This window comes from SAR202 cluster bacterium (genome assembly GCA_016872355.1).
Lineage (GTDB): Bacteria > Chloroflexota > Dehalococcoidia > Lucifugimonadales > VGZY01 > VGZY01.
In genome coordinates, this window is record VGZY01000019.1 from 14,380 (window position 1) to 31,209 (window position 16,830).

The following is a 16,830-nucleotide window of genomic DNA, read 5'->3' on the forward strand; positions in this document are numbered from 1 at the left end:
AGTCTCAAGGAGGCTTCCATGCGCGTGACCATTACTGACCTCAAGGAAATGAAGAGGAAGGCCGAGAAAATCCCCATGATCACCGCGTACGACTATACGTCGGCGCGGCTGGTGGAGTCGACGGGGATACCGCTGATACTCGTCGGGGACAGCCTGGGGCAGGTGGTGCAGGGGCACGACTCCACCTTGCCCGTGACGATGGACGATATCATCTATCACGTGAAGTCGGTGGTGCGCGGGACGCAGAAGGCGCACGTCATCGCGGACATGCCGTTCATGAGCTACCAGGCGGACGTCGCCGACGCGATCCGCAACGCCGGGAGGCTCCTCAAGGAGGGCGGAGCGTCGTCGGTGAAGCTGGAGGGCGGGCGCGTGATGGCGGAGACGGTGCGGCGGATCGTAGAGGTGGGCATACCTGTCATGGGCCACATCGGGCTCACGCCGCAGTCTTTCAACCAGCTCGGTGGCTACAAGGTGCAGGGGAAGACGGCAAAAGCCGCGCTGGATCTCATGGATGACGCCCTCGCCCTCGAGCAGGCCGGAGTATACGCAATCGTCCTGGAGATGGTCCCTCTGAACCTCGCCCAGTCGATAACCCGGAAACTGAGCATCCCCACCATCGGCATCGGCGCGGGCGTCCACTGCGACGGGCAGGTGCAGGTCTTCCACGATATCCTCGGGCTTATCACTGACGAAATGCACAAGCATGCCCGCCGGTACGCAGAGGTCGGCAACCTCATCAAGGCCGTCATGGAGCAGTACATCCAGGACGTCCGCAACGGCGCATTCCCGACTGACCGAGAGAGCTTTCACATGGCCCACCATGCGATTGAGGAGATGAACGCGCTCGGTTCCCCTGTTGACGGGCTCGTTGAGGGCGCGGGATACCGGAATAGAATCGAAGGTCGGAAATAAATGAAGGTCATATCCACGGTCGCCGGCGTGCGGGAGGAGCTCCTCTCGGTTGCTCACCCCGTCGGTCTCGTCCCCACCATGGGCGCCCTGCACAGAGGGCACGCCTCACTCGTGGAGCGCGCAAGGAGCGAGAACCCGACCGTCGTCTCAACGATCTTCGTCAATCCCAGGCAGTTCGGACCGAGCGAGGACTTTACTGCCTACCCACGACCGGTCGAGGATGACCTTGCCATGCTGGAGAAGGCTGGCGCGGACATCGTTTTCACTCCCGGGACCGATGAAATTTACCCTCCTGGGTTCGACACCTACGTTGATTGCGGCAAGCTGACAGAAAGGCTTGAAGGGAAGTCCCGGCCAGGCCACTTCCGCGGCGTCGCGACCGTCGTCACGAAGCTCCTCTCTATAGTGCGGCCGGACCGCGCGTATTTCGGACAGAAGGACGCGCAGCAGTGCATGGTCATCAAGAAGCTGAACGCGGACCTGAACCTTGGCGTAGATATCGTTATCTGCCCCACGGTGCGGGAGCCGGACGGCCTGGCGATGAGCAGCCGTAACCGCTACCTCAACCCGCAAGAGCGTGCCGCTGCGCCGGTGCTGTTCCGGTCTCTGCGATTCGCAAGCGAGCTGGGTATCTCCGATGCCGAGGAAGTGCGCCGCCGCATGCGCGCGCTCATCGAGCAGGAGCCCCTCGCGAAGATCGACTACGTCAGCATCGCCGACCCGGACACCCTTGAAGAACTGGACCGGCTGGACGGCAGGCCTGCCCTAGTGTCGCTGGCCGTGCGGATTGGCAAGACACGGCTGATCGATAACGTGACAATAGGGCAGTGAGCTGCCGGGTCTACTTTTTGGCCTCTGCCCCCGCCGCCGTGCCCGCGTTCTGTGCTTTGCATTCGTCGCACGGGCATAGCTTGCGCAGCACGTCGAACGGGTAAATACCAGTGAAGTGCGCGTCGCTCCAGAGGAACTGCACCGCGTATCGCCCCACCATCATGTAGTCCTCAGCTTTTATTTCCGCGGGGACCGTCGCCGGGTTCAGCAGCTTCCGGTTCGTCCACTCTTCCACGCACTCCGCGCAGCCGCAGTTGATACGCAGGTACTTCGGCGGGTAGATGCTCTGGTGTCCATCCGTCCACTCGACGGATATGGCGGCCGGCGAGAGCGAGATAGTTCTAACGGATGCGCTGGTGCTCATGGACCCTCATTTATCCCGATTGGATGAGTACCAGTTTACAGGCACGGGCGGGCAGGATTCCACTAGCGATTGACACCCCGGCGGCGGGCGCATATAGTGCCGCTATCCCGGGTCCACGGTCTCCGCGAATGAGGAACGCAGCCAACACCGCCATCCTTGCAGTACTCAGCGCCGTCGCCATAGCCGGTGTGGTTTTGCTTGCCAACCGCCTTTCCACCGCGGGCGCCATTGAAATCGCCACCCCTGAGCCGGCGCGCACGGCCGTCCCTCGGACGTGGGCCGCCTACATCACCGGCGCCGTCGCCACGCCGGGCGTATACGAAATCACGCCCGGAGACCGGTTAACCTCGCTGGTGCAGGCCGCCGGAGGCGCGACGGCGGACGCGGCGCTCGAGAGTGTGAACCTTGCGGTGATACTGAGCGACCAAGACCACTGGCACATACCCAGGGTGGGGGAGACTCCCGTCCCGAAGGTCTCCCAGTCAACAGGAAGTCCTCAGGCGGCGGCCGGCGTGGCTGCCAGGATAAACATCAATACGGCAACGGTCATTGACCTCATGGCGCTTCCCGGCATCGGCGAGGTAAAAGCACATGCGATCGTCGTGTACCGCGAAGCTAACGGGCCGTTCAAGACCGTTGACGATCTGCTCAAAGTGAGCGGCATCGGCCGCGCGACGCTGGACGCCATAAGGGAGCTTGTTGAAGCCTGTTGCGCGGGCCGCCTGTCGCCCCCGGAGAGTGCATGGTACGCAACGTGATGAAAGAGGCCCGGTTCTACCTCCTGGCTGGGGCGATCGTCGTTCTCCTCCTCCAGGTCTACTTCCGTTACCGCGAAAGCCCGCCCACACAGTGGCTTTGGGTCGTCCTGATCGGTACGTTCCTGGTCTCCATCTGGCTTGCCAGCCGCAAGGTCAGGCGCGGCGCGTGGCCCCACACGCGCAGGCTCGCCATCCTCCTCCTGGTGATCTCCCTCGTCGGCGGGACCGCCATCCTCTGCACCGTGCCGGACAGCCCTCCCGTTGCCGAATCGTCAGTAGTGCCCTAGCCGGAACGGAGCGGCGCAGCCATGGTACTCCTCACCATAGCCGCGGCCTTCCTCACCGGTATCTTTGCCGGCGCACAGTCTGGCGTCCACCCGGTCGCGATAGCCGCCCTCATCACCGCATCGATTCCCCTGGGCTTCATGCTCCGGCGCCTCCGCCGAGGGCTCTTGCGCGCAGCGCTGGTAGTCGCTATCGCGCTCGGCTCGGGCAGGGTAGAGGCATTCGGGGACGGCCGCGCGCCGTCCCTGCTGCGCCACGAATGCGCCCCCAGGGCGGCCGAAGGGGTGATCGTCAGCGACCCAGAGCCCGCGGGCTCGGCTACGCGGTTCCGTGTGGCGGTTGACTCGGTCCACGTATGCGGCGAATGGCGGCAGGCCGGTGGGGACGCGCTCGTGACAGCGAGGCCATCGGCGGAGCTTGTGCTGCACCGGGACGCACCCTACTTCAGGTATGGAGACCGTGTCCTGCTGGACGGCGAGCTTGAAGCTCCTCCCACCCTCGGAGGGTTTGATTACGCGACGTTCCTGGACCGCCAGGGGATCACCGCGGTGGTGTCGTTCCCGAGGGTAGACCTCCTTGGCGAGGGGCGAGGCCAGCCCGTCTACCAGGCGCTGTTCCCGCTCCGGAGAAGTCTGGCAGAGTCTCTGGAGCGCCTCATGCCCGAGCCGGAGGCGTCACTCGCCGTCGCTCTGCTGCTCGGCATCCGAAGCTCGATGCCGGCTGACACGGTCCAGGAGTTCCGCGATACCGGCACGGCGCACATTATTGCCATATCGGGCATGCACATTGCGCTCATTCTGGTACTGAGCCTCGCCGTGAGCCGGTGGGCGCTTGGCCGGCGTGGACACTACTACCTGCTGCCGCCGCTCTTGCTGGTGTGGTCGTACTCGATGCTGGCAGGCCTCTCGCCATCCGTCGCGCGGGCTGCCATCATGGGCACTGTCTACCTTGCCGCGTACGCACTTGGGCGGCCCAGGACAATACTGCCTGCCCTGGGCGGGGCGGCGGCGATCATGGCCGCGCTTGACCCGATGGTCCTGTGGAGCGTCTCTTTCCAGCTTAGCTTCGCTGCAATGGCGGGCATTGCCGTAATTGCCACTCCGCTTGCCGGAGCCCTGAAGGCCTCCCTCATTGGTGAGCAGGCGGAGGGCGAACCCCCGACCAACCTCGCATCACTCTCGATAGACGCCGTCGCCGCCACGGTCGCCGCGACAATTACGACAGTGCCGCTGTCCATCTTCTACTTCGAGAAATTCTCTGTTGTGGGAGTGCTGGCTAACATCGCGATCCTCCCGGCCTTGACTATCCAGCTACTTGCGCAGGCCGTCGCCGCCGTGATCGGCATCATCGCCCCAGCCCTCGCCGCGCCTTTCGGGTGGCTGGCGTGGGTAACGACTGCGTACCTCACCGGAGTAGCCGCGCTCTTCTCGCGCCTGCCGTTTGCAGCGCTCGATACCATCGGGATTCCGGGCTGGGCCGTCGCGCTGTACTACGCGGCTTTGTCCGTGGGCTACGTAGCGTTCCGACTGCGCCTGATTCGATTCGCAAGGTGGACGGCGCCTGCGTTGCCGAGGCTGAGGCTACGGGTCGCGTTGCCCGGGGGCGTTCACGCCGGCGTAATGGTCCCCCTCGCGGCCGTGTGCTCGCTCCTGTTCGTCGCCGTCCTCTCCGACCGCGACGGCCGGCTTCACGTGGCCTTCTTCGACGTGGGCCAGGGCGATGAGGCGCTGATCACAACGCCGTCAGGACTGCACATCCTTGTCGACGGCGGCCCGAGCCCGTCGGCCGCGGTGCAGCACATCGGCAGGCGGATGCCGTTCTGGAAACGTCATATCGACATGGTAATCTTGACTCACGCCCATGCCGACCACGTCGCTGGACTGGTCGAGGTACTGGAGAGGTATCAGGTCCGGCACGTCCTCCAGCGCGAGGTCTTCTACGAGAGCCCCGACTACCTGGCCTGGCGCAAGGCCGCGGACCTTGAAGGGGCGCAGCTGACAAGGGCGGTCGCGGGGCAGGTCGTCCACCTGGGCGACGGAGTGAGTCTGGAGGTAGTTAGCCCGGGTGAAGAGCTATTCCTGAAGTCCGACTCGGACATCGATAACGCCTCGGTCGTCTTCAGGCTGGTCTACGGCGAATCGAGCTTCCTGTTCACCGGCGACATGTTCCACGAAGCGGAACGGGACGTGCTCTCGGCCGGCTTGAACGTTGACTCGGACATTATCAAGGTCGCCCACCACGGCAGTCGCACCTCCTCTACGGAGGCGTTCCTGGAGGCGGTGTCCCCACAGGCGGCCGTCATATCCGCCGGCGCCAGCAACCGCTACGGCCACCCAAACCCCGGCACGCTGGAGAAGCTCGCGCGGCTCATGCCGCCCGGCAGCATATACCAGACGGCCGAGCGAGGGACGATAGAATTCACTACGGACGGCAAACGCATGTGGGTGAGGACGGAGCGGTAGTCCGCCGCGGGTGTGCTATACTCGCCCTCGCCATTCCCATCCGGAGACTAGCCATGCCGAGAATCGACGGACGCCTTCCCCACCAGCTTCGCAAGACGGTCATTACCCCCGGCGCGCAGGAGTTCGCGGAGGGGTCCGTGCTTGTGGAGACCGGCAAGACGAAGGTGATTTGCGCGGTGAGCGTAGAAGAGACGGTGCCACCGTTCCTGAAGGGCTCCGGCAAGGGCTGGATCACGGCTGAGTACGCCATGCTCCCGCGCTCCACGCAGACGCGCAACCAGCGCGAGGGCCGCTCCGGCGGTGGGCCGAAGGGACGCACACACGAAATCCAGAGGCTCATCGGCCGCTCGCTCCGCGCGGCCGTGGATCTCAACGCCATCGGCGAACGAACGCTTATGGTCGATTGCGACGTCATACAGGCGGACGGCGGCACCCGCACTGCCTCCATCACCGGGTCGTACGTGGCCCTCTATCAGGCGCTTGGGACGCTTGTCAGGGCAGGGAAGCTCACCGCAATGCCGCTCAAGGCCGCCGTCGCCGCCACCAGCGTCGGCATTCTGAGTGGAGAAATCACCCTGGACCTTTGCTACGAAGAGGACGCAAAGGCCGAGGTCGATTTCAACGTGGTGATGACGGATAAGGGCGAGTTCGTGGAAGTGCAGGGCACGGCTGAGAACAAGACGTTCACGAGGGCCGGCCTCGATGAGATCCTCCGAATCGCCGACGGCGGCATTGCCGAGATCTTCAGGCTCCAGCGCGAGGTGACAAAGTACCTGTAGAAGGCCGAATCAAATGAATGGTGTAGGAGCGCACAGCAGCGCCCGTTGCGTTGTGGCCGCTGTGGCAATCGAGGACCAGGGACGGGCGCACTGCTGTGCGCCCCTACAAAGACGGACCCATCCGTCAGCAACTCCCCCAGCACCCTAGTCCTTCCCCCTCCTGAGAACCTTGCCGGCGCGGATTGCGGTGTGCTTGCCGTTGGCGATGACCGGGGTCCCGTTAACCAGCAGGTGCTGCACGCCCACCGCGTACTTTTGAGGATCGTCGAACGTCGCCATGTCGGTGATAGTGCTCGGGTTGAACACAACCACGTCCGCCACCTTGCCCCTGGCGATCACGCCCCGGTCCTTGAGGGTCAGACGCTTGGCCGGGAAGCCGGTCATCTTGTAGATGGCCTTCTCCAGCGTCATCACCTTCTCGCCTCGCACGTACTTGCCCAGGATGCGCGGGTAGGTGCCGTAGAAGCGCGGGTGAGGCTTCGATATGGCCATGAGGCCGCTCGGGTCCACGGCGTTGCCGTCCGAGCCGATCATCGACTGCTCGTAGGTCAGGAAATAAGTTACGTCGGTCTCAATGCGGTTGTGCGTGACGACGCGGACGTTGTTCTCCTCTTCCTCGATCAGGGCCACCACGGCCTCGGCAGGCTCGACGTTGCGCTCCTTGGCTATCTGGGCGATTGTCATGCCGACGTACTTCAGGTTCTTGCCCGTCCCTATCTCCGCAATGAAGATGCGCGGCCATAGCCAGTCGCGCGCCTCGGTGTCCGGTGTGCCGTGCTCCGTCTCCTCCGCGGCCCTGCGGCGCTGCTGCGGGTCGCGCAGGCGCTTGACCATCGCGGGTACGCCGCCTTCCTGGACCCAGTCCGGAAGTATCTGGCTCAGCCCGTGCCCTGCCGCGGTATACGGGTACATATCGCATGTGATGTCGAGCCCTTCGTCCCTCGCCTTGTCGATTACCACCGTCATCTCATCGCCCCTGCCGTACATGCGCCGGTCGATGATCGCGATGTGGGAGTACTGCACCGGCACGGCCGCGCGCTTGCCGACCTCCACCGCCTCGCGGACGGCGTTCACGTGCCCGCCCGGCCACAGGCGAGCGTGGGTGGCGTAGTACGCGCCGTAGTGGGAGCGCATCACCTTCGCCAGCTCCACGATCTCGTCCGTGGAAGCGTACATGGACGGCGCAACGGTCAGGCCGGTGGTCATGCCGAACGCGCCCTGCTCCAGCGCCTCGGAAAGGAGGTATTTCATCTCCTTCATCTCGTCAGGTGTGGGGTCGCGGCGCTCCTTCAAGTTCACTGCCGCGCGTATGCCGCCCTGGCCTACCTGCGGCGCAACGTTAAGGCTGATGCCGTTGGTCTCCATGCGGCTCGCCCACGCGTCCAGAGTGCTCCAGTCCCATTCGACCTTCGAACGCAACGTCGAGCCCAGCGATGCCCGTAGCTCCTTCGGCCCAAGCTTGCCCGCCGGGAACGGCGTCCAGCTGCAGTTGCCGGTGACCTCCGTCGTCACGCCCTGGTACGCCTTGCTCTCCCCTCCGGGATGGTCCAGCAGGCTGAGGTCTGAGTGGGTGTGCATGTCGATGAAGCCGGGGCTGACGATCATCCCTTCGGCGTCGATCCGCGTCCTGGCGCTCGCCAGGTACATGTTGCCTATCTCGACTATGCGGTCGCCCGCTATGCCGATGTCGCCCCGGAAGGCTGGCTTCCCGGTCCCGTCCACAACCGTCCCGTTTGCTATAAGTATGTCGAAAATCATCTTCTTTTCCCTGTCTTGCTAGCTGCTAACTTCCAACTTCCAACTGCCATCCTACTGAACGTCCATTCGCCTCAGGCGCAGGACAGTTAACCAGAAAAAGACTACAATGACCGCCGCTGCGCCGACGACCGCCGCCGGCCACTCTATGACGCCGTCGCTGAGGGGCGCGAACGAGTCCTTGTCGAGCTCGTGCATGATCGATAGGACGTAGGCCCTGACGCTCACGTACCGGGCGCCGCCGAGGAAGGAGCTGATGGCGCCCTCCCACAGCAGAACGTACACGATGGCGAAGCCGATTGCCCGGCTGGTCAGCAGCCCCGCCCAGGTCAGGATTGTGGAGTAGGCGATGACGCCGATGGCGACGCCGGCCGCCACCGCAATCGCCGCCTGGACGCTGCCCCCGCCGATAAAGGTCGACGCGACTGCGCTGGCGACTATGAACGAGCCGCCGATGACGACCGCGGCCAGAACCTTGGGCAGGACGATCCTGTACCTGGGGACGGGCTTAGTGATCAGGAAGCCGAGTGTGCGGTTCTCCACCTCGTTGCCCAGGGACGCCGTGGACAGCGTTATCAGGACGATCGGCAGCACTGCGCCGATCACCATGCCGCTGAGGGTTACGTTTATGAAGTCGGCGTTGAACTCGATCTCCTCACCTGCGACGAGCTTTATGAAGAGCATAAGCGCCACGGGCAGAGCTGCAAGCACCGCGATGAGCGTGACGCGCCATTTTCCCGAGAGCTGGCGAATTGATAGCTGTAGTATGGGGTCCATCTATCTCTCCACCACGTAGCTGAAGACGCTCTCGAGCGACTCGTCGATAGGCTCCACGCGCTTGAGGCGGATGCCGCGCTCCTTCGCCAGCTTCGCAACCGAGCGCTGCAGGACGGCGATGTTGCGGCTGAGGACGGTAATCTCGCCGTCCTTTTCGATGCTCACCGAGTCCACGGCGTCCAGCCCCACCAGGGCGGCGGCCATCGAGCGCGGCGAGTCGGTGACGACACGGACCTTGTACGGCTGCTCGTCCAGCATCTCGCGGATGGCGCGGAAGTCTCCCGAGGCCGCCAGCTTGCCGCTGACCATGAGCAGGATGCGGTCCGCGAGGGTCTCCACCTCCTCAAGGATGTGGGAGGAGACCAGGATCGTCTTGCCCTCGTCCGCCATGCGGCGCATGAGCTCGTGGTACTCCAGCCGCTGCCGCGGGTCGGTGCCGTTCAACGGCTCGTCCAGGATGAGTACGTCAGGGTCATGGACGAGCGTGGCGGCCAGGCGCATCCGCTGGCGCATGCCGCGCGAGTATGTGCCGAGCTTGCGGAACTGCGCGTCCGTGAGGTTTACAGCCTTCACCGCCTTATCTACGGCCTGCTCCACGTTGGGCACGCCGTACAGCCTGGCCGCGAGCGTGACCAGTTCCCTCCCCGTGAGGAACTGGTAGACGGACTCGTGCTCCGCCATGACGCCGATGCGCCTGTACAGGGACGGGTTGTCCCGGACGTGCTCGCCGAGGACGGTAACGTCGCCCTCGGACGGCTGCACCAGGCCGGTCATCATATGCAGGAGCGTCGTCTTGCCCGCGCCGTTGGGGCCGAGGAGGCCGGTGATGCCGGGGTAGACGTTGAGCGTGACGTCGTTGACGGCGACGACGTTGCCGTACCACTTCGAGAGCTTGTTCACCTCGATCGTCGGCCGCGTCCCCTGAGTCGCCGGAGCGGTGTTCTGGGTCATAGGCTTATCCTCTGGTAGCGCCGGACAAGGATGAAGCCGGGCACAACCACCATCAGCAGGTACCATCCGATGGGAGCGGCCGACGGGAGGTCTTGCACGTAGATGCCGGTGAGCGACTCATCTTCGTAGTCGAAGACCATGTTGCTGATATGTGTGGGCGCGCGGGCCACATCCAGCAGCGCGAACCACTTGCCGTTCTCGCCGGTGATGGGGACGCAGTTGACCGGAGTGCCTTCGGGAACGTCAAAGCTCGATTCGTCGCACCCCGTGAGGATGCCGGAGGAGGCGGCGCCCATGATGAACACCCCGACGATGAAGGCCGACGCATACGCGCGGCGCACGGTGAACGAGGATATCGCGAGCGACAGAGTTGTATAGAACGCAGCGATGGCCAGGCCTGCGACCATGAATTTGGGGACGTCCAGCCAGTAGTCCTTGATGTATTGCCACTGGTCTCCGGAAGCGAGGAGCGTGCCGGCGAACATGATTATCTGGCCGATGTAGACGAAGAAGAGCATGACGGCAAAGAAAGCCGCCCAGCGGGACAAGATGTAGTCCAGAGGCCTGATTGGGCGGACCAGGTAGAGGTGGAGCACCCTGTCCCGGCGGTCCGGGCAGATGAGCTCCGGTGCGACAATCGCCGCGAATATCATCACGAACGTCGAGACGAGGTGGTAGTAGGTCGGAGGGCTGAGGGCGTCCCTGGCCGCCTCCGGGCTCTGTGAGGCGATGATGACCGTGATGACCGCAGGACCCACCACGCCGATGAGAAGCAGGAGCGGCAGTATCTTCGCGCGCATTCCCCGGCCGATGCCGAGGGCGGTGCGGATTCCGTTGGTCCACAGCGTCTGCCGGGCGCGCCACAGTCCCTCCCGGGGGCCGTCGTAGCGCCGGTAACCGATATCGAACAGCTCGCCTCTCGATTCGGTGGTCATTTCGGTGCGCTCCGGAACATGTCGGTAAGCCTGCCGCACCCCGGCGCCAGCCTCCGTAGCCTCGCGTCCACCTCGACGATGGCGTCGCGGATAGCGTCGTAGTCGACGTCAGTCGCCTGTTCGATGAGGATGATGCCGCCGTCCGCCGTCGCCTGCACCTTGCGCTTTGCGAGCGCCGCCAGGAGGTCGTCGAGCTTGCCGTCGATCTCAATGTAAAGCGTCTGTGTCTCCTGGGTGTAAGAGGAGACCTCGCCCTGCTGAGTGACCTTCCCGCCCTCGAGCAGGATGACCCTGTCGCAGATGCGCTCCACGTCGCCGATGAGGTGCGTGGATATGACGACGCTTATGCCGAACTCCTTGCCGATCTTCTGGATGAGCTCAAGCATCTCGTCGCGGCCCGCGGGGTCCAGGCCGGCCGTTGGCTCGTCCAGGAGCACGATAACCGGGTCGTGAACGATGGATTGCGCCAGCTTGACGCGCTGTTTCATGCCCGTGGAGTACTCGCCGATGGAGCGGTAGCGCTCCTCGTGCAGGCCCACGTGGCGGAGTGTGTCGGCGGCGCGCGTGCGGGCCTGCGCGGCAGGCAGGCCGCTGACCTGCGCCATGTGGGTGAGGAACTCGGTGGCGGTGGTGGAGGTCGGCAGGCAGTCGTGCTCAGGCATGTAGCCCATACGCGCCCGGGCGGAAATCGACTCGTACGGCCGCACGCCGGACAGCTCTGCGGAGCCGGACGTGGGCCTGAGGAGGCCGAGGAACAGCTTTATCGAAGTGCTTTTACCCGCGCCGTTCGGCCCCAGCAGGCCGGTGACGCCCTCGTGCACTTCAAAGTCCACGGCATCCAGCGCGAGCGTATCGCCGTATCGCTTAGTAAGCTGCTTGGCTTCCAGTAGTGGGGGCATGACCGCCAGTGTACTACAGGAAAAACGGCGATTGGTAGGCGTTTGAAGCGCCCGATTCCTCCCTGAACTCCACTCCCGGGCCGGGCGCACCTGCTCAAAAGGGCCGGAGCACTGTATCATGTGCGCGCCGGCAATCCGCTGGTTTCCTGGAGAACTCTCTTGCCCGTTAGCATTCGAAATATCGTCGGCAGTTTGCGCCGGCCGGCGCTCGCTCGCGAGCGGCCGATAGCCGTGTCCATCGTCGCCGTCGCAGCCGTGCTTTCTGTCGCCTCATTCGCCTTCTTTCTGGCCAACCGCATGTATCTGGTCGGCAGCGATACTTTCTACTACATCGCGATTGCCGACAGCATCCACGAGACCGGGCAGACGCTGGACATCACATCCGACCCGCCGTTGCTCTTGAAGACGCCACAAAATGGGGTGGTAGCGCTCTACTTTGCCATGTCTGCCATTGGCATAAGGGGCGAGGCCGCGCTGATAGCCCTCACAGTCTTGAACTACTTGATCTTCGCCGCTTCCGCACTGGCGCTGGTGTTGCTTGCTCGCAGGATGGGCATTCGCTGGGGCGCCCCGATGGCAGTGATCGTTGCCGGATATTTCGGCGCATACCATATCTACCGCGTGCAGCTCCTGCCGATAAATGACGGGATCTTCAACCCTCTCGTTTTGATGCTCGTGCTGCTGCTGGCGTTCGAGCTGGACAACGCGAGGCGAGGGCGGGACGAATTAACTTCCAGAGGCACCATCCTGCGATGGGTGGCGATTTTGGCGCTCTCATCTGTGCTCGTTCACTTCAAAATCAATGCGCTGCTAGTCGCCGGGTCAGCCGCAATCGCAGCGGGACTGGCGCTGGACCGGAAGACCACGGCGGTGGCGTTCGTTGCCTGCCTCGCTGCCGTTGCGTCTCTGGGAACCGTCTACCTGGCGGTTGACACGAGCCGGATGGCGTCAGTGGCGGACGACGTGGCGGGAGGGTTGGGCACTTTGGGTGACAACGCGCGCGTCCTCGCCACTGAAACGGTGCCCGACCTGTTCCTCTTGTCGCTTGGACGATGGGGGAAGCTCCTCTGGCCAGTCATTTCGCTGTCCGTTGCGGCCGCGATAGTCTTGACTGCCGTTCTTGGCCGGCGGAAGAAGGAGCACCTGGCCGTTTTCCTGGCCATGGTATGCGCAACCGGCATCCTGGCCACGGGCGCCCTGAGCTTCCAGAGCTACCGTTACGTCGTCTACCTGCTCCCCGTCCTTCTGGTGCTGCTTGTGCGCTCCGGTCCCCTCAGGTACGTGGCCTACGGCATTGTGGCCCTGATGATGCTATCTACCGCCGTCTCACTCTATCGCGGTTACGAGCGGTCGCCGCAGAGCGAGTACTGGCTTTACCTGGTCGATAACCCAGTCGCACTGCCGTCACATGCGCCCGTGCTCTCGGACGAGAGCCGCCACGTCTACTTCTTCCTGGGAGCGCCGACACACACGGCGCCGCTGACATGGGAGACCATTGTGGAAAGGGGAGGGGTGGTCATCGTCGGCAACGCTGAATTCCGGTCGCAACGGCTCGCGGAGATAACCGCTCTGGTAGATCGAGCCGGCGGTGGGGCGCTGACAGTCGATAACCTCACGCCGGGGTACAGTGACGGCGAAGGCAACGGTACCGTCCTTGTCAGGCGGGCTGTCCCGTAGTTCCCTACACCCGCGCCGTGGCGGCGCCCACGGCCACCTTCTCGCCGCGCTGGTTGTCGCACCAGACTTCGAGCTCGCACTTGCCGTCGGCCTTCGAGAGCACCGTGGCCTTTGTAGTGACCTTGTCGTAGGCGTCGACGATGGCGATGAACTTCAGCGTGAAAGCGCCGTTCGAGAGCCACTCCTCGCCGAAAGTGTCCACCATGAGCTCTGCCAGGTAACCCTCCAGCATTGCGCCGCTTGCGCCGCGCGTGGGGAAGCCCGCGGTCTTCGCGAACTCCAGGTCGGTGTGCACGTTCTTCGCCGGCCAGCCCTCACGGTGCGGCCACCCGCCTGAGAACTGCCAGGTGCGGTAAGAGGTAACGAACTTCGTCTTGCCGTTGATGGTCTGGCCGACGGCGAGGTCGGTTACTGTTGTGTTGGTCATGTGGGTGCTCCGATGCTTTGTTCCCTTCCCTCTCAGGGAAGGGCTAGGGTTAGGTGCTCTTCGGCTGGCCGAAGAATGTGTTGGTGGACTTGCGTCGCAGGATCAGGTCGCCCTGCTCGTCGCGGATGGGGCAGTCCAGCACCTGGTACCACTTGCCGCGCTTCTCATAGACCTCCACGACCGTCCAAGAGACCTTGATCTTCGTTCCAACACGTACGGGCTTGCCGTACGTGACTTCCTCGTGCGTGTGGATGGCGGCCATGCCTGCTGGCAGGCTGAACGACGGGCTCCGGGTGAGGTTGCTGAAGTTGATCAGCAGGCCCGTGTGCACAATCGGCGGCTTCCCGTCCGGGCCAAACTCCATGTAGCGCGGATGGAAGTCTTCCAGCGACTGGCAGAAGTTCTCGTTGAACTCCCGCGTCACCGTAAACTCAAAGTCGGCGTAGGTATCGCCCACCGCAAACTGATCAGATCTCTTCTTCGCGCCCGTTGTCACGTTAGCACCTGTCCCTTAGTCTTTCACTCACTGTCGTGGACCCCGTATGGAGCCGATGCTTCATCGGCTGAATCGGGGCTCACTGCTCACTGCTTTTTTCTCTCGTCCACGAACCGCTTGAACTTGTAGCCCCGCGCAATCTCCGAGAAGGCGTCCTCCGGGAGGAACTCTACCTTCGGGGTGATCTCCACCGCGCTGCTTACGAGCGACTTCGCCGCGCGCTCCAGACGCTCGCGCTCGCGCTCGTTGCATGCGAGTCGCACCATGAGCGCGTCCGTGGAGTATGGGTCATCGGCGACTTCCTTTGTGATGACAACCTGGTACTCCGTCACGCCGTCCGTCAGGATCTGTGCGAGCTTGTCGTGTATGGACGCCGGATTGATAAGCGTTCCCTTGACCTTGAACAGGCCGTCGGCGCGGTAGGGAGTCATCGTGAAGCGCGGACCCGTGAGGCCGCATCTCGCGCAAGTCTCGTGCGTCATCACTACCATGTCGCCCACGACGTACCTGAGCAGCACTGTCCCCCTCCTGTTGAGGTGGCTGATGCTGAGCATTCCCTTTTCGCCGTCCGGGACGGGCTGCTCCGTTTTGGGGTCGATAACGTCCAGGAAGTACTGCTCGGGCGCGCCGAAGTGCATGTCGACGGCATCGCAGCACTGCACGGCGGGGGCCTGGCCCTCGGTGAAGCCGTAGCCGTTGTTCACCTTCGGGTCCGCGCTGCCGAGAGACTTCAGACGGGCTATGATATCGGCGCGCATGCCGTCCGGGCAGGGCTCACCCATGACCATCGCCAGCCGCACGGAGGAAAAGTCCTTGCCGAGCTCCTGGGCGCGCATGACCAGCCTGCGGACGTACGTGGCGATGCCCCAGATCACGGTGGCGCGGTCGCGCTCGATCATCATGATGGAATGGTCCATGCGGTTGTGGATGGGGAAGTCCGGGTACTCGCGGCCGGTCATGCCGCTGACGAGCCTTGCGCCGACGGACTGGCTGCCCCACATGGCGCTCAGGAAGCCCTGGTGGGGGATCGAGCTGAGCGGGAAGAGGTTCATCACAACGTCGCCCGGGCCGATGCCGGCGATTTGAGTCACGCGCTTCATGTGGAGGATGCGCGCGAAGCGGTCGTGCATCGTGTCGTAGAAGGGCGTCGGCTTGCCGGTGGAGCCGGTAGTGTAGATGATGTCGGCGATGGTCGTCTCTTCGAGAGAGAGGCCGGGGATGCCATCGAGCCGCATTCGGAAGCGGTCGGGGTCGGCCATCCAGTCCGTTTTCCGTGTCAGCGGCAGCTTGCGCAGGTCTTCCGCGGTGCGGAAGTCGGAAGGGGAGAGGCCGTGCTGCCGGAATATCTGCTGATAGTGGGGGTGGCCCTGCGCCACCAGGTCCATCATGCGCCCCAGCGACCTGTTTTGCTGTGCCCTCAGCTTCGCGACGTTTTCATCGCGCGAGGGCCTCACACCCGCCGCACCGCCGGACTTGTTGACCGACATGGATATCCTGCTCAACGAGAATGGGAATAATGATATGCGTTTGCGCGGGGAGGCGCAAACGGCAGTGAGCAGTGAGCAGTGGGCTAGCAGCCGGGAACCGGCAGCAGCTTTGGCTGATGGATCGGACTCACTGCTCACTGCGCACTGCCCACTGCTGCCCTATCGCCCCTGCCACGTCGGCGGGCGCTTCTCCTGGAAGGCCTTGAGGCCCTCTTTGGCGTCCTCGGTCTTGGCGACGCGCTCGAATACCATGGTGGCGATGTTGAGGCGGTCATGGAGGGACATGTGGAGGGCGCGCATCGACGCCTCCTTCATGCCGCGGACGGCGAGGGGAGCGTTCTGGAGGATCTTCAGAGCGATCTCCTCGGCTTTGGGCATGAGCTGATCGGCCGGGACGACGTAGTTGATGAGGTCCAGCGACTTGGCCTCGGCGGCGGAGATGAACTCGCCGGTGAAGAGGACCTCCAGCGCCCGGTTCAGGGGGACTTTGTGGCTGAGAATGACGGGGCCGCTGATGGAGGATAGTCCGCGCTTCGTTTGAGGCCACCCGAACTGCGCCTGCTCCGACGCGACGATGATGTCCGCGCCCATTGCGATGCCGGCGCCCTGGGCAAGGCAGAGGCCGTTGACGGCGGCGATGATCGGCTTCCAGATGTGCTGCTGGTAGAAGTACAGCTCGTCCGTTGAGCCGGAGCTGCGCTCGGTCGCGCTCTTCTTGCTCATCTCCACCAGGTCGTGGCCGACCGAGAACGCGCGTCCGGTGCCGGTGACGATCGCCAGCCATGCGTCCGGGTTGTTTTTGACATCGGTGTACGCCTTCCAGAGGCCGTCCAGCATCTCGTGCGTGAGTGCGTTCAGCTTCTCCGGCCTGTTGAGAGTGATGTACGCGATGCGGTCCTTTACGACGTACTCGATGAGCGGCACGTTAAAGCTCCTATAGGGGTGCTGGGTGCTGGGTTCTGGGTGTTGGGGTAAAGGCCGAGGGCAGTTGCTGAGAGTCGGGCATTAGTTCTTACCCAGCACCCAGCACCT

General features: G+C 63.8%; 17 protein-coding genes. 7 read left to right on the forward strand and 10 right to left on the reverse strand.

Annotation, left to right across the window (positions count from 1 at the left end; genetic code table 11):
* Positions 1 to 18 precede the first annotated feature (18 nt).
* Positions 19 to 915 carry a 3-methyl-2-oxobutanoate hydroxymethyltransferase gene (gene panB / locus FJ319_06055; protein ID MBM3933853.1) on the forward strand — a complete coding sequence of 299 codons (897 nt, stop codon included), beginning with the start codon at positions 19 to 21 and terminating at the stop codon, positions 913 to 915.
* Entirely contained in the window at positions 916 to 1,746 is an 831-nt protein-coding gene (locus FJ319_06060) for a pantoate--beta-alanine ligase (protein ID MBM3933854.1), read from the forward strand.
* Positions 1,747 to 1,756: 10 nt separating this feature from the next.
* Here FJ319_06060 and FJ319_06065 read toward each other — a convergent pair whose 3' ends face one another.
* Positions 1,757 to 2,110, reverse strand: coding sequence for a DUF971 domain-containing protein (locus tag FJ319_06065; protein MBM3933855.1), 354 nt, complete (start codon positions 2,108 to 2,110; stop codon positions 1,757 to 1,759).
* Between FJ319_06065 and FJ319_06070 the strand changes: the two genes are divergently transcribed.
* From FJ319_06070 to FJ319_06085, 4 genes are read left to right on the forward strand one after another with little or no spacing between them, the layout of a single operon-like run.
* Complete coding sequence (locus FJ319_06070; protein MBM3933856.1) at positions 2,095 to 2,868, forward strand: ComEA family DNA-binding protein; 774 nt, start codon at positions 2,095 to 2,097, stop codon at positions 2,866 to 2,868. The genes FJ319_06065 and FJ319_06070 overlap by 16 nt on opposite strands.
* Complete coding sequence (locus tag FJ319_06075) at positions 2,853 to 3,155, forward strand: hypothetical protein (protein MBM3933857.1); 303 nt, start codon at positions 2,853 to 2,855, stop codon at positions 3,153 to 3,155. The genes FJ319_06070 and FJ319_06075 overlap by 16 nt, the downstream gene beginning before the upstream one ends.
* 21 nt (positions 3,156 to 3,176) lie before the next feature.
* Positions 3,177 to 5,615, forward strand: coding sequence for a DNA internalization-related competence protein ComEC/Rec2 (locus FJ319_06080; GenBank protein ID MBM3933858.1), 2,439 nt, complete (start codon positions 3,177 to 3,179; stop codon positions 5,613 to 5,615).
* A 53-nt stretch (positions 5,616 to 5,668) separates the two neighbouring features.
* Positions 5,669 to 6,394 (forward strand): ribonuclease PH, encoded by a 726-nt coding sequence (locus FJ319_06085; GenBank protein ID MBM3933859.1) that lies wholly within the window; start codon positions 5,669 to 5,671, stop codon positions 6,392 to 6,394.
* A gap of 144 nt (positions 6,395 to 6,538) precedes the next feature.
* Here FJ319_06085 and FJ319_06090 read toward each other — a convergent pair whose 3' ends face one another.
* Genes FJ319_06090 through FJ319_06110 form a run of 5 tightly spaced genes read right to left on the reverse strand, consistent with a single transcriptional unit; the run spans position 6,539 to position 11,711 of the window.
* Positions 6,539 to 8,152 carry a D-aminoacylase gene (locus FJ319_06090; GenBank protein ID MBM3933860.1) on the reverse strand — a complete coding sequence of 538 codons (1,614 nt, stop codon included), beginning with the start codon at positions 8,150 to 8,152 and terminating at the stop codon, positions 6,539 to 6,541.
* Positions 8,153 to 8,203: 51 nt separating this feature from the next.
* Positions 8,204 to 8,926 (reverse strand): hypothetical protein, encoded by a 723-nt coding sequence (locus FJ319_06095; protein MBM3933861.1) that lies wholly within the window; start codon positions 8,924 to 8,926, stop codon positions 8,204 to 8,206.
* Positions 8,927 to 9,877 carry an ABC transporter ATP-binding protein gene (locus FJ319_06100; GenBank protein MBM3933862.1) on the reverse strand — a complete coding sequence of 317 codons (951 nt, stop codon included), beginning with the start codon at positions 9,875 to 9,877 and terminating at the stop codon, positions 8,927 to 8,929. It abuts the gene before it with no gap.
* Positions 9,874 to 10,812: an ABC transporter permease gene (locus FJ319_06105; GenBank protein MBM3933863.1), complete on the reverse strand. Its 939-nt coding sequence runs from the start codon at positions 10,810 to 10,812 to the stop codon at positions 9,874 to 9,876. The genes FJ319_06100 and FJ319_06105 overlap by 4 nt, the downstream gene beginning before the upstream one ends.
* The gene (locus tag FJ319_06110; protein MBM3933864.1) at positions 10,809 to 11,711 is read right to left on the reverse strand and encodes an ABC transporter ATP-binding protein; all 903 of its coding nucleotides are present in this window, start codon (positions 11,709 to 11,711) and stop codon (positions 10,809 to 10,811) included. The genes FJ319_06105 and FJ319_06110 overlap by 4 nt, the downstream gene beginning before the upstream one ends.
* A gap of 159 nt (positions 11,712 to 11,870) precedes the next feature.
* Between FJ319_06110 and FJ319_06115 the strand changes: the two genes are divergently transcribed.
* Positions 11,871 to 13,388 carry a hypothetical protein gene (locus FJ319_06115; protein MBM3933865.1) on the forward strand — a complete coding sequence of 506 codons (1,518 nt, stop codon included), beginning with the start codon at positions 11,871 to 11,873 and terminating at the stop codon, positions 13,386 to 13,388.
* 4 nt (positions 13,389 to 13,392) lie between these two features.
* Here FJ319_06115 and FJ319_06120 read toward each other — a convergent pair whose 3' ends face one another.
* The 4 genes from FJ319_06120 to FJ319_06135 all read right to left on the reverse strand — a co-directional run bounded on the left by FJ319_06120 (position 13,393) and on the right by FJ319_06135 (position 16,722).
* A complete protein-coding gene (locus FJ319_06120; protein ID MBM3933866.1) occupies positions 13,393 to 13,815 on the reverse strand; it encodes a hypothetical protein in 423 nt (140 codons plus the stop codon).
* Positions 13,816 to 13,864: 49 nt separating this feature from the next.
* Positions 13,865 to 14,311: a hypothetical protein gene (locus FJ319_06125; GenBank protein ID MBM3933867.1), complete on the reverse strand. Its 447-nt coding sequence runs from the start codon at positions 14,309 to 14,311 to the stop codon at positions 13,865 to 13,867.
* Positions 14,312 to 14,397: 86 nt separating this feature from the next.
* Positions 14,398 to 15,798 (reverse strand): phenylacetate--CoA ligase, encoded by a 1,401-nt coding sequence (locus FJ319_06130; protein MBM3933868.1) that lies wholly within the window; start codon positions 15,796 to 15,798, stop codon positions 14,398 to 14,400.
* A gap of 159 nt (positions 15,799 to 15,957) precedes the next feature.
* A complete protein-coding gene (locus FJ319_06135; protein MBM3933869.1) occupies positions 15,958 to 16,722 on the reverse strand; it encodes an enoyl-CoA hydratase/isomerase family protein in 765 nt (254 codons plus the stop codon).
* Between the last annotated feature and the right edge of the window lie 108 nt (positions 16,723 to 16,830).

What these genes read in the sequence shown, in the direction of transcription:
- FJ319_06100 (MBM3933862.1), bottom strand. Translation starts at nt 9,877, where the DNA reads ATGACCCAGAACACCGCTCCGGCGACTCAGGGGACGCGGCCGACGATC.
- FJ319_06060 (MBM3933854.1), top strand. Translation starts at nt 916, where the DNA reads ATGAAGGTCATATCCACGGTCGCCGGCGTGCGGGAGGAGCTCCTCTCG.
- FJ319_06080 (MBM3933858.1), top strand. Translation starts at nt 3,177, where the DNA reads ATGGTACTCCTCACCATAGCCGCGGCCTTCCTCACCGGTATCTTTGCC.
- FJ319_06120 (MBM3933866.1), bottom strand. Translation starts at nt 13,815, where the DNA reads ATGACCAACACAACAGTAACCGACCTCGCCGTCGGCCAGACCATCAAC.
- FJ319_06090 (MBM3933860.1), bottom strand. Translation starts at nt 8,152, where the DNA reads ATGATTTTCGACATACTTATAGCAAACGGGACGGTTGTGGACGGGACC.
- FJ319_06065 (MBM3933855.1), bottom strand. Translation starts at nt 2,110, where the DNA reads ATGAGCACCAGCGCATCCGTTAGAACTATCTCGCTCTCGCCGGCCGCC.
- FJ319_06085 (MBM3933859.1), top strand. Translation starts at nt 5,669, where the DNA reads ATGCCGAGAATCGACGGACGCCTTCCCCACCAGCTTCGCAAGACGGTC.
- FJ319_06130 (MBM3933868.1), bottom strand. Translation starts at nt 15,798, where the DNA reads ATGTCGGTCAACAAGTCCGGCGGTGCGGCGGGTGTGAGGCCCTCGCGC.
- FJ319_06110 (MBM3933864.1), bottom strand. Translation starts at nt 11,711, where the DNA reads ATGCCCCCACTACTGGAAGCCAAGCAGCTTACTAAGCGATACGGCGAT.
- FJ319_06070 (MBM3933856.1), top strand. Translation starts at nt 2,095, where the DNA reads ATGCGCTGGTGCTCATGGACCCTCATTTATCCCGATTGGATGAGTACC.
- FJ319_06075 (MBM3933857.1), top strand. Translation starts at nt 2,853, where the DNA reads ATGGTACGCAACGTGATGAAAGAGGCCCGGTTCTACCTCCTGGCTGGG.
- FJ319_06095 (MBM3933861.1), bottom strand. Translation starts at nt 8,926, where the DNA reads ATGGACCCCATACTACAGCTATCAATTCGCCAGCTCTCGGGAAAATGG.
- panB (MBM3933853.1), top strand. Translation starts at nt 19, where the DNA reads ATGCGCGTGACCATTACTGACCTCAAGGAAATGAAGAGGAAGGCCGAG.
- FJ319_06105 (MBM3933863.1), bottom strand. Translation starts at nt 10,812, where the DNA reads ATGACCACCGAATCGAGAGGCGAGCTGTTCGATATCGGTTACCGGCGC.